The 11,064-nt window shown below is 68.4% G+C and carries 8 protein-coding genes; 3 read left to right on the top strand and 5 right to left on the bottom strand.

The window, feature by feature from the left end; all coding sequences use genetic code 11:
* Window positions 1-19 precede the first annotated feature (19 nt).
* Window positions 20-943, top strand: coding sequence for a LysR family transcriptional regulator (locus CJ179_RS28005; protein WP_072946939.1), 924 nt, complete (start codon window positions 20-22; stop codon window positions 941-943).
* On the opposite strand, the gene CJ179_RS28000 is transcribed toward CJ179_RS28005, so the two are convergent.
* The 5 genes from CJ179_RS28000 to CJ179_RS27980 form a co-directional block, all read right to left on the bottom strand.
* On the bottom strand, window positions 935-1,936 hold the full coding sequence (locus tag CJ179_RS28000; protein ID WP_095863505.1) for a sugar phosphate isomerase/epimerase: 1,002 nt from the start codon (window positions 1,934-1,936) through the stop codon (window positions 935-937). The genes CJ179_RS28005 and CJ179_RS28000 overlap by 9 nt on opposite strands.
* Before the next feature lie 49 nt (window positions 1,937-1,985).
* Window positions 1,986-3,164 carry a Gfo/Idh/MocA family protein gene (locus CJ179_RS27995; protein ID WP_095863504.1) on the bottom strand — a complete coding sequence of 393 codons (1,179 nt, stop codon included), beginning with the start codon at window positions 3,162-3,164 and terminating at the stop codon, window positions 1,986-1,988.
* A gap of 229 nt (window positions 3,165-3,393) precedes the next feature.
* Window positions 3,394-4,461, bottom strand: coding sequence for a LacI family DNA-binding transcriptional regulator (locus CJ179_RS27990; protein WP_095863503.1), 1,068 nt, complete (start codon window positions 4,459-4,461; stop codon window positions 3,394-3,396).
* Between the two features lie 141 nt (window positions 4,462-4,602).
* Window positions 4,603-5,784: a DUF2254 family protein gene (locus CJ179_RS27985; protein WP_095863502.1), complete on the bottom strand. Its 1,182-nt coding sequence runs from the start codon at window positions 5,782-5,784 to the stop codon at window positions 4,603-4,605.
* Window positions 5,781-6,446, bottom strand: a complete 666-nt coding sequence (locus tag CJ179_RS27980) for a hypothetical protein (RefSeq protein WP_095863501.1) — start codon at window positions 6,444-6,446, stop codon at window positions 5,781-5,783. The genes CJ179_RS27985 and CJ179_RS27980 overlap by 4 nt, the downstream gene beginning before the upstream one ends.
* 193 nt (window positions 6,447-6,639) lie before the next feature.
* On the opposite strand from CJ179_RS27980, the gene CJ179_RS27975 reads away from it, so the two are divergent.
* Window positions 6,640-8,994, top strand: coding sequence for an arylsulfatase (locus CJ179_RS27975; protein ID WP_095863640.1), 2,355 nt, complete (start codon window positions 6,640-6,642; stop codon window positions 8,992-8,994).
* 131 nt (window positions 8,995-9,125) lie between these two features.
* Complete coding sequence (locus CJ179_RS27970) at window positions 9,126-11,030, top strand: GAF domain-containing protein (RefSeq protein ID WP_257015789.1); 1,905 nt, start codon at window positions 9,126-9,128, stop codon at window positions 11,028-11,030.
* Window positions 11,031-11,064: the final 34 nt, after the last annotated feature.

Below are 11,064 nucleotides of genomic sequence, written 5' to 3'. Positions count from 1 at the left end.
TATCGCGAACAATGTGGGTGTGGATACCCGACGCCTGCATCTCCTGCTCGAGCTCTCCCGCCTCGGCTCGATGCGTGAGGTCGCCGAGACACACCGGCTGACCACCTCGACCGTCTCCCAGCAGATCGCCGCGCTGGCGAAGGAGACGGGTGCGCAGCTCGTCGAACCGATCGGCCGCCGGGTGCGGCTCACCCCGGCCGGTCGCCGGCTCGCCGATCACGCCGTCACCATCCTGGCGGCCGTCGACGCCGCCCGGCTCGACCTCGACCCCCACGCCGAGCCGGTCGGCACCCTGCGCGTCGGGGGTTTCGCGACGGGCATCCGGGTGTCGCTGCTCCCCGTCGTCGCCGAACTGGCGCACACCCACGCGCAGGTGGACGTGGTGATCAGCGAATACGAGCCGGTCGAGGCGTTCGCGTTGCTCGCCGACGACGAACTCGATCTCGCCCTGACCTACGACTACAACCTGGCGCCGGCGTCACCCGGCGCGGCGCTCGAGGCCGTCCCGTTGTGGTCGACGGCCTGGGGACTCGGCGTCCCCGCACCCGCCGCGGTCGAACCCGCCGACGTCGCGGCATACGCCGATTCGCCGTGGATCGTGAATTCCCGCAACACCGCCGACGAGGACGCCGTCCGCACGCTGGCCTCGCTCGCGGGTTTCACACCGCGGATCGCCCACCAGATCGACAGCCTCGACCTCGTCGAGGACCTCATCACCGCCGGCTACGGCGTGGGCCTGCTGCCGGCCGACCGTCCCACCCGCGAAGAGGTCACCGTCCTGCCGCTCGGCAACCCGAAGGTGGTGCTGACGGCGTACGCCGTGACCCGCCGCGGCAGGTCCACCTGGCCGCCGCTGCGACTGGTCCTCGACCGTCTGGCGGCGCAGCGCACAAAACTCCCCACCCGCGCGGACGCGGGTGGGGAGTCGGGGGTCCTAGCGTGATGCAACGGCGGACGCGGCGTCCTTCAACGTGCGGGCAGCGACCTGCAACCCTTCGAGCTGTCCGAGTTCGACATCCTCGTGCTCGATGTTGACGGCCATGTCGGGGTCGACGCGCTGCAGCGCCGCGAGGAACCGCGACCAGAAGTCGACGTCGTGTCCGCGGCCGACGGCGACGAAGTCCCACGCCGAGTCCTCGGGCCATTTGTTGACCACGTGCTTGCCGCCGAGCCCGGTGGGGTTCTGGTCGGCGGGAATCCGGGTGAACCGGTCGTCGAGGACACCGTAGATCTTGCAGTTCTCGTTGATCCGGGTGTCCTTCGCCGCCGCGTGGAAGACGAGGTCACCGAGCCAGTCGACGGCGGCGACCGGGTCGATTCCCTGCCAGAACAGGTGCGACGGGTCCATCTCGGCACCGACGTTCGTCGCACCGGTCTTCTCGACCAGACGCTTCAGCGTCGGCGGGTTGAACACCAGGTTCTGCGGGTGCATCTCGATCGCGACCTTGACCCCGTTCTCGCGGGCGAGCGCGTCGATCTCCTTCCAGAACGGCACCGCGACCTGATCCCACTGGTAGTCGAGGGAGTCGAGATAGCCGCTGTCCCAGGTGTTCACGTGCCATGCCGGCCACTGGCCGCCCGCGTGCGCGGCGGGCAGCCCCGACATCGTGACCACTCGGTCGACACCGAGCAGGCCGGCGACGCGGATGGCGTTGCGCAGGTCCTCGGCGTCCTCGACGCCGACCTCGGGGTCGGCGTGCAGGGGGTTGCCATTGCAGTTCAGGCCGGCGATGGCGACACCGGTCTCGTCGAACACCTTCAGGTACTCCTGCGGCGACACCTCGCCGGAGAGGAGTTCCTTGACGGGCAGGTGCGGGGTGGGCAGGAATCCGCCCGCGTTGATCTCCGCGCCCTCGAGTCCGAGGGACGCGATGGTCTCCAGGGCCTCGCGCAGGCTGCGGTCGTGCAGGATGGCGGTGTAGACACCGAGCTTCATGAGTGGTCCTTGGTGGTGAGAAGAGTGTGGGTCGGGCGAGGGGGCCGGGTCAGCCGATCTTGACGGCTGCCCCGTGGGAGCGGGCGGACTCGGCGACGGCGGTGACGATCTGCATGCCGCGCAGCGCGTGGGCGAACGTCGGCAGCGGCCCCAGGCTGTCGATGCCGGCGATCTGGTCGAGGAAGGCGCGGGCCTGGTAGGCGAAGAACTCGGCCTTGCCGTGTCCGACGCCGCCCGCGTCCATCGGCAGGCCACCCTGGATGTACGGGTGCTGCGGTCCGATGATCACCCGTCGCTGACCGTTGACGGCGGGGTCGATGCCCTCGCTGGACACCGAGAATTCCGCGGCGCGAGCCAGATCGAAGGCGGCGGACCCGGACGTCCCGAACAACTCGAATCCGAGTCCGTCCGGAAGCTGGTGCGCGACACGGGAAGCGGAGAACGTGCCGACCGCGCCGTTCTGGAAGCGCGCGGTGAACGTCGCGAGGTCCTCGTTCTCGACGGGAGCCATCTCCCCGGTGGTCTCGGCCTTGGTGTGGCCGTAGGTGACTCCGGCGGGCACGGGACGTTCCGTGATCACCGTTGTGAAGGTCGCGCCGCTGATCTCGACGATGGGACCACACACGAACTCGGCCATGTCGAGCAGGTGGCTGCCGACGTCCGCGAGCGCGCCGGTGCCGGGACCGCCGCGGTGCCGCCAGGTGATCGGCGAAGCCGGGTCGAGGCCGTAGTCGCACCAGTAGTGCCCGTTGAAGTGGATGATCTCGCCGAGACGCCCGGTCGCGAGTTCGTCCCGGATCGCCTGAATCGCGGGTGAGCGGCGGTAGGTGTATCCCACGGTCGCGATCGTGTCGGCGTCCGCCGCCGCGGCGACCATCGACTCGGCGTCCGCGATCGACCCGGCCAGCGGCTTCTCGCACAGTACGTGCTTCCCGGCGGCGAGGAGTCCTTCGACGATCTCCCGGTGCAGCTGGTTGGCGACGACGACGCTCACCGCGTCGATGTCCGGGGATTCGGCGATCGCCTGCCAGCTGTACTCGGCCCGCTCGTAGCCGTACCGCTTCGCGGTGTCGTCGGCGACGGCCTCGTTGGTGTCGGCGATCGCGACGAGACGCACGTCCGGCCGGTCGGTCCCGAACAGGGTCGACGCCATGCGATATCCGGCGGCGTGTGCTCGTCCGGCCATGCCGCCGCCGATGACGGCGACACCGATCGAGTTGGAGGTCATGAGTGAAGCCTTTCGAGAGGGTGAAGAAACCGGCGGGTGTCCTGTCCGACTAGTTCGGTCTATTTGACCGGTCTAGTAAGACTACTATGAGCTGAATCACGCCGCGGTGTCAAGCCCAGCGCCGAGCGACACGCACCTACGCGTCGGAGCAGACAGGAACACCCGCCGGGCGGTCTGCAGCCTCGGCGGGTGGGATTATGAAAATTATTGCGTCAGTGCACGTTCCCGATCAGGACACGTCGGACCGGGATCCTTCCACCGGCGCGGGCGCCGGTCCGGTGGTCCGGCGCGTGACGAGCCGGGGCCGGAGAACGGTCGCGATCGATTCGGTCCTGCCGCGGTCCAGCCGCTCGATGACCGCGTCGACCGCCGTGGCGGCCTGCTCCCGCGGTTGCTGATTGACCGACGTCAGATCGATGTGCGCGAGCTGAGCCAGGAGGCTGTCGTCGTATCCGGCGACGGAGACGTCCTCCGGGATCCTCACGCCCCGGCTCCGCAGTTCGCTGATCAGCCCGATGGCACTGCGGTCGTTCGCCGCGATCACCGCGGTGGGCAGCTGGGACCGCTCGAGCAGAGTGTGCGCCGCGACCGTCCCGGCACTGTCGGTGAAGTCACCCTCGACGACGTCGACGTCGAGGCCGTGGCGACGCATGGCGCGGCTGTAGCCCGATCTCCGGTCGGCCGCAATCGTGCCCGCACCGCCACTGAGGTGCGTGATCTGCCGATGACCCAGTTCCACGAGATGATCGACGACGGTGCCGATGCCCTTGCCGTCCGCAGTGCGCACGACGTCCACCGAGCTGTCACCGACGCGACGGCCGACCACGACCACCGGCAGCCGCTCCCCCAGCACGTCGAGGACGTCGGTGTCGAGTTCGGTGCCGAGCAGGATCAGCGCCTCGCAGCGGAAATCGAGCAGCGTGTCGACCACCTTCTGTTCGGCGTGGGTGGGAGTGAGCGCACCGAGCACCACCTCGTACCCGTTCTCGTCGGCGGCGGCGACGAGGTACTCGACCATCTCGGCGTGGAAGCTGTTGCGGATGTCGGCCATCACGCCGACGAGGTGGGTGCGTCGAAGCGACATCAGTGCGGCGGTCCGGTTCGGCCGGTAGCCGAGCTCGTCCGCGACCTCGAGGACGCGTTTCCGCGTCTCGGCGCTCGGTCCGGCGACGCGCCGAAACACCATGGAGACCAATGCCTTCGACACACCCACTCGATCGGCGATGTCCTGCATCGTGACGGCCTGCCGGGGCATCTGAACGGAACCGCCGCTCCGGGAATCGTCGTCGCTTCGCATGTGCGGACCCTTTCGCTCGCCGGGCACGAGGCACACCCAGGGTATCCGACACGGACCGAAGTACTAGACCGGGCTACCTCCCCGAACAGTCCGGGTGCCACGACGAGAAGCATCGGGCCGGGCGCGGGATCGTCGGCCCGTTCACGCGGGACGGGGAAGGAGTGTGGCGAGGTGTTCGTTCACCCGGGTCAGCCGCTGGGTGAGGACGTCGCGGTGGTCCGGGTGGGCCCGGTTCCGCACGCGTTCGAGCAATGTCTGGATGCGGATGAGGACACTGGGTGTGGTCGCCGCCGCGGGGATGAGGTCGTCGAGGCTGGTCCGGACGAAGTCGTCCCAGCCCGGTCGTGCGATCACCAGGCGCAGAGCGTTGTTGCGGTCGGTGACGCGCCGGGATTCGATCGGTGCCGCGGCGGCCCGGGCGAGCAGGTCCTCGAGGTAGTCGAGGGCCTGGACCGCCGTCGCGGGGTCGTTCGGCCGCAGCGCGCGTAGCGCGATGTCGGTCAGGAGCCTGAAGGCCAACAGCGGGTCTTGTTCGAATGTCCGCTCGCTGCCGACAACCAGCCCGCCGAGGACGATCGACGGTGCCAGTTCCCCATGGATGTCGGCGACCGTGGTGCCGCACTGCAGGGTGGTGCCCGGGGCTGCGCGCAGGACGATGACGGCGTTCGCGGTCTGGGCGGCGCCGACGAGGCGGTCGACCAGAATTCTTTGCAGCACGGCAGGTGATGTCGGCCAGGTGACCATGGTGCGAGGCTCGGGCAGGGGGGCTGCGGGTGACCCAACGGTGCTCGCGGCTGTGGGGCTCGCGGCGTCGAGGACGTCGCGGCCGCGGGCAGCGATGGAGTTCAGGACGGGCGAGAGTTGGATGGAGGTTGCCGCTGTCACCTGGAGGGTCCGCAGCAGCACGGCCATCACGGCCAGCAAGACGATGGCGATGATCAGGACGGCCATCGAGACCCGGGCGCGGGGGCCGGTGGCGAAGGCCGCGGAGATGCAGAAGACGGCCACGCCGAGGGCGAACGCGAAGGTCTGCCGCAGAATCGGGGTGTCACGGAATTGGGTCAGGCGCGGGCTGTAGTTCGAGGCCACCCACCGCACGACCAGAATCCCCAGTGAGTAGATGACGGCGACCAGGCCGAGCACACCGAGTCCGATCGTGGTCAGGACACCGATCACCTGCTGAGCCGGCACTTCGGGTCCGCGCCGGATCCTCGGGACGGTCAGCCCCAGGCCCAGCCCGACGAGGATGTACAGCACCATTGTGAGTTCGGCGTACAGGATGCGCCGACGACGGTAGGCATCACCGGCGGACGCTGTGCTCATGGTCCTCCCTCCCGCGGCCGGACCGATTGTCGGTGATCGGTGGCGAGGATGTACACGCTGACCGCCAGCACCCACGCCGGGAAGACCAGCGCCACCCAGAGACTGAAGCTGACGATGACCAGCAGCACCACCGCGAACAGGTAGGTGGTGATCACCAGCGGCTTCGGCATCAGCCGGGTCCTCCACCACATCGTGGCCAGGGAGATCATGAACACCGCGGCCATCCGCACGGCGTAGACGTTGGTGACGTGCAGCATCACCTCCCGCCCGAAGTACACGATGTCGTTCTCCGGGGCGTTCGCGTTCCGGGAGACGGCGAGCAGTGCCCCCGCGAGCGCCGTCGACACGAACGTCATGGCGAGGAACAGCAGCCCGCTGCCCACGAAGACGGTCGAGAAGAAGCGGTCCTCGAGGTCGCCGAACCGGTCGCGCAGGACCCCGATGAACCAGAGGAACGCGATGCCCGCGATCGGGGCGAGGAACAAGGCGGTGGTGATCTGAGATCCACCCCGCGCCCAGGGCGCGCTTGCGGTGGCCGGCATCGCCGCGGCCAGCAGGGCAACGCAGGTGGCGAAGAGCACACCGAAGACGATGCCCGCGATCGCCGCGGAACGCGGTGTCCGCAGACGATGGAACTGGGCCTCGCTGCGCGGATCGGCCATGGGTTCAATCATGGCCGAAGTCGGGTGTGGGAACCAGCAGGCAACCGATCTGCTGCACCGCGGGTGAATAACGCCGCCGCGGCTTGCGCGTGCCGGGGGTAGACGCCCCGTCGCCGCACCGACAACGATGAAAAGGCGGGGTTCCCGCATGCCGAAAAGTGCGCAGCGGACCGTCGACCGGAGGAGCGACGCCATGGCCACCAACCGTAAGGGCAAGATCGCCGTCGATATTCGAGATTCGGTTCCGGACTGGTCACCGTACCTGCCCGCCGCGGCCCCCGAGGGCGCCCCGAACGTGCTGATCATCGCATGGGACGACGTGGGCTACGGCAGCATGGACGTCTTCGGCGGTCCCATCGAGACCCCCACCATGCGGCGCATCGCCGACTCGGGTGTGCGCTACTCGAACTTCCACACCACGGCGCTGTGCTCGCCCACCCGCGCCTCGCTGCTGACCGGCCGCAACGCCACCTCCAACGGGATGGCCACCGTCGCCGAAATGAGCTCCGGGTTCCCCGGCATCTCGACGCACATCCCCTTCGAGAACGGATTCATCTCCGAGGTGCTGGCCGAACGCGGCTGGAACACCTACTGCCTCGGCAAATGGCACCTGACCCCGAGCGAGGAATGCAACCTGTCGGCGGTCAAGACCCGGTGGCCGCTCGGCCGCGGGTTCGAACGCTTCTACGGCTTCCTCGGCGGCGAGTCGAACAGCTGGTACCCGGACCTCGTCTACGACAACCACCCGATCGAGGCACCCGGAACCCCCGAGGACGGCTATCACCTGTCGAAGGACCTGTCCGACAAGGCGATCGAGTTCATCCGCGACGCCAAAGCCGTCGACCCGGACAAACCGTTCTTCATGTACCTGGCCCCGCAGGCCGGGCACGCCCCGCACCACGTCCCCCCGGAATGGGCCGACCGATACAGGGGCACGTTCGACCAGGGTTACGAGGCCATCCGCACCGAAATCCTGGCCCGGCAGAAGGAACTGGGCCTGTTGCCGAGGGGCACCGAGCTGTCGCCGATCAACCCGCACGGAGAGCCGAACACCACCGGCCCGGACGGTCAACTCTGGCCGATCCTCGACACCGTCCGCCCGTGGGACTCGCTCACCGCCGACGAGCAGCGCCTGTTCATCCGGATGGCCGAGGTATTCGCCGGATTCATCTCCTACGCCGACGATCAGCTCGGCCGGGTGATCGACTTCCTCACCGAATCAGGTCAACTCGACAACACTCTGCTCATCGTGATCTCCGACAACGGCGCCAGCGGCGAGGGCGGACCGAACGGTTCCTTCAACGAATGGCGGTTCTTCAACGGCGTCGCCGACACCACCGAGGTGACACTGCCGCACCTCGACGAACTCGGCGGCCCCGCCTCGTACAACCACTACAACACCGGATGGGCCTGGGCGTTCGACACCCCGTTCCCGTACTGGAAGAGGTGGGCCGGATACGAGGGCGGCATCGCCGACATGTGCATGGTCTCCTGGCCCGCCAGGCTGCAACCCCGCACCGAACCGCTGCACCAGTACATTCACGCGGTCGACGTCGTGCCCACCATCTACGAACTCCTCGACATCGAACCGCCCGCGGTGCTCAAGGGCTACACACAGAGCCCGATCGAGGGCGAGAGCTTCGCGGCCACATTGACCGACCCCACCGCCCCGGGGAAACAGACCCAGTTCTACGCAATGCTCGGGCAACGTTCCCTGTACCACGAGGGATGGCTCGCGTGTTCGCTGCACCCGCCGATCTCCGGGTGGGGCAACTTCGGCCACGACGTCTGGGAGCTCTACCATTTGGACGAGGACCGAGCCCAACTCCACAACCTCGCCGACACCGAACCGGACCGCCTCGCCGAGATGAAGGAACTCTGGTTCTACTACGCCGGCATCTTCAACGGCCTCCCGCTCGACGACCGCAGCGCCCTCGAACAGGTCCTCGCCGACCGCCCCCACCCCGGCAAACCCCGCGACCGCTACGTCTACTACCCGAACTGCGCGGACGTCCCGGAAAGCGCCGGTGCCCCGATCACCGGCCGCTCGTACACCATCGCGGCCGGCGTCCACGTGGACACTTCCGACGCCGAGGGTGTCCTCTTCGCGCACGGCGGTGTCGCGGGCGGGCACAGCCTGTACGTCAAAGACCACCGACTCCACTACACGTTCAACTGGCTCGGCACCCGAATCGAAGACGTGGCCGCCGACCGCGACATCACCCCCGGCGGGCACGTGTGCACCGCCGAATTCACCGTGAAAGGCAAGAACGACGACCCGGCCATGCCCGGGTTCGCCGGCACCCTCGACCTCTACCTCGACGAGCAGCAGGTGGCCAGCAGCGAAATCGTCACCCAACCCGGAGTGTTCTGCCTCGTCGGAGACGGAATCTGCGTCGGACGCGACAGTGCCTCCCCGGTCACCGCCGACTACACCGCACCGTTCCCGTTCACCGGTGGCACCATCGACAAGGTCGTCGTCGACGTCTCCGGGGAACACTACGTAGACCACGAGGCACAGGTCCGGGGCTGGTTCATGATCGACTAGCGCCGCTCACCGGAGCAGCCGCACCAGCCTCGATTTTCCGTCCGCGGCATCTGCCCGCCGTGCCGGGATTCGTGCGGGGCGCTGATCTCGATCAGTAGGGACTTCTCCGCCGGTCAGGGCAGAGTGTGGGCATGGATTCACGGGAGAGCGGCGACGCGCTGGGGATACTCGCCGACGCGATGACCGGCGAACTGACCGTGGACTCGGCCGCGGTCCGTGAGGCGCTCGACCGGATTGCTGCCGGCCCGGCCGGCGGGGCGGCGTTCGCGGAGAAGGTGCGCAGGCACCAGGCCGAGCTGACCCGTTTGCGGCGACGGGAACGCGAACTCGGGGTGTTGTTCTCGAGTGCCCGCGAACTCGCCGAACTCCGTGACATCGACGCCCTCCTCGGACGGTTGGTGAGCCGCGCCCACGAGATGATGGGCACCGACGTCACCTACCTGTCCGAGTTCGATCCGGCGACCCGGGAGCTGAACGTCCGCAAGACCGCCGGCTCGGTGACACCGCAGTTCCAGCACCTCCGCGTTCCCCCGGGAATGGGCCTGGCCAGCCAGATCGCCGATTCTCGTGCCGCACAATGGGTTCTGCGTTATCAGGACTACGCGGAGGGACCGCACGAGGAACTCATCGACGACGCGGTCTCCGCGGAGGGGATCGTTTCGATTCTCGGGGTGCCCATGCTGTCGGACGGTCAGGTGCTCGGCGTGCTGTTCGCCGCCACCCGCCAGGAGTACGCCTTCACGCCGGACGAGATCGCCGTGCTGTCCGCGCTCGCCGATCACGCGTCGGTGGTGCTGCAGACCGCCAGCACCCTCGAACAGGTGCGCAGGTCCGAGGACGAGGCACGCACGGCACTCGACCGGCTGACCGAGTATCTGCAGGTCCGCGACCGGTCCACGGTCGTGCACCAGGAACTCATCGAGGCAGTGCTGGTCGGAGGCGGATTCGAGCAGGTGGCCGGCACCCTCTCCACCGCACTCGGCCGCACGGTCACGATCGTCGACCGGGATCTGCATGCCGTCGCCTCCCACCCCACGCCGGCCGGGCAGGCGTCCGCCCAGTTGCCGCCGCTGGTGCGGGATGCCATCACGTCGAGCCGGACCACCGGCCACTGCGTTCGCGTCGACGACCCCGGGACGCCGATCGTGGCCGCTGTCATCGCGGGTGAGTTGTATTTCGGCGCGGTTCTGGTCGGGTCCGGGGACCTCGAACTCGGACCGGTCGACGAGCGCACCATCGAACGCGCCGCGCAGGTCGGCGCACTGCTGGTGCTGCAGCAGAATGCGATGGCCGACGCAGACCTGCGGGCCCGCGTCGAGTTGGTCGCGGACCTGCTCGACCCGGCACCGGAGCGGCGCCGCGATCTGGAACGTCGAGTGCGTGCCCAGCATGTCGCCCTCGCAGACCTCGAGACCGTGGTGCTGATCGCGGTCCCGGCCGAGGACCGCGCCACCGCGGCCCGTGACGCGACCGCATTCGTCGGCCGCCACGGCCTCGTCGGGGAACACGCAGGCGTCGTCGTTGCCGTTCTCACCGCTACCGCCCCGCCCGAGTTCACCTTGGACCTGCGCAACCACCTGCGCGAGACGTTGCACGGTCCGGTGCTGGCGATCACGACCCCCCGGGCGGAGTCGCCGGATGCGCTCCCCGCACGATTCGAGTCCGGTCTGCGCACCTCCCGACTACTCGCCGCGCTCGGCACCACCGACGCCGCGGTCAGCACCGACGCGTATCTGCCCTACGCGCTGCTGTTCGACACCGATGCACGGACGTTGAACGCGTTCATCGACGAGACGATCGGGCCGGTGCGCGCCTACGACGACGGCAAGGGAACGGACCTCCTCGCCACGTTGCGTGCATTCGTCCGCAACGAGGCAAGCCCGACGAAGACGGCGCGGGCCCTCAACTACCACACCAACACGATTCTGCAGCGACTCCACCGACTGGAGATGCTGCTGGGGCCCGAGTGGCGGGGCGACGAACACCTGTTCCGAATCTCGGCTGCGGTCCGCCTCGACGAACTCCGGGGGCAGTGATAGTCACACATTCCTGAAGTAAATACATGTGTGA

The sequence above is a fragment of the Rhodococcus sp. ACS1 genome (genome assembly GCF_002300155.1).
GTDB classification, from domain to species: domain Bacteria; phylum Actinomycetota; class Actinomycetes; order Mycobacteriales; family Mycobacteriaceae; genus Rhodococcus_F; species Rhodococcus_F koreensis.
Note: the sequence above shows the minus strand (reverse complement) of the source record. Positions and strands in the feature narration are given on the sequence as shown.

What these genes read in the sequence shown, in the direction of transcription:
- CJ179_RS27970 (WP_257015789.1), top strand. Translation starts at nt 9,126, where the DNA reads ATGGATTCACGGGAGAGCGGCGACGCGCTGGGGATACTCGCCGACGCG.
- CJ179_RS27995 (WP_095863504.1), bottom strand. Translation starts at nt 3,164, where the DNA reads ATGACCTCCAACTCGATCGGTGTCGCCGTCATCGGCGGCGGCATGGCC.
- CJ179_RS27975 (WP_095863640.1), top strand. Translation starts at nt 6,640, where the DNA reads ATGGCCACCAACCGTAAGGGCAAGATCGCCGTCGATATTCGAGATTCG.
- CJ179_RS27990 (WP_095863503.1), bottom strand. Translation starts at nt 4,461, where the DNA reads ATGCGAAGCGACGACGATTCCCGGAGCGGCGGTTCCGTTCAGATGCCC.
- CJ179_RS28000 (WP_095863505.1), bottom strand. Translation starts at nt 1,936, where the DNA reads ATGAAGCTCGGTGTCTACACCGCCATCCTGCACGACCGCAGCCTGCGC.
- CJ179_RS27980 (WP_095863501.1), bottom strand. Translation starts at nt 6,446, where the DNA reads ATGGCCGATCCGCGCAGCGAGGCCCAGTTCCATCGTCTGCGGACACCG.
- CJ179_RS27985 (WP_095863502.1), bottom strand. Translation starts at nt 5,784, where the DNA reads ATGAGCACAGCGTCCGCCGGTGATGCCTACCGTCGTCGGCGCATCCTG.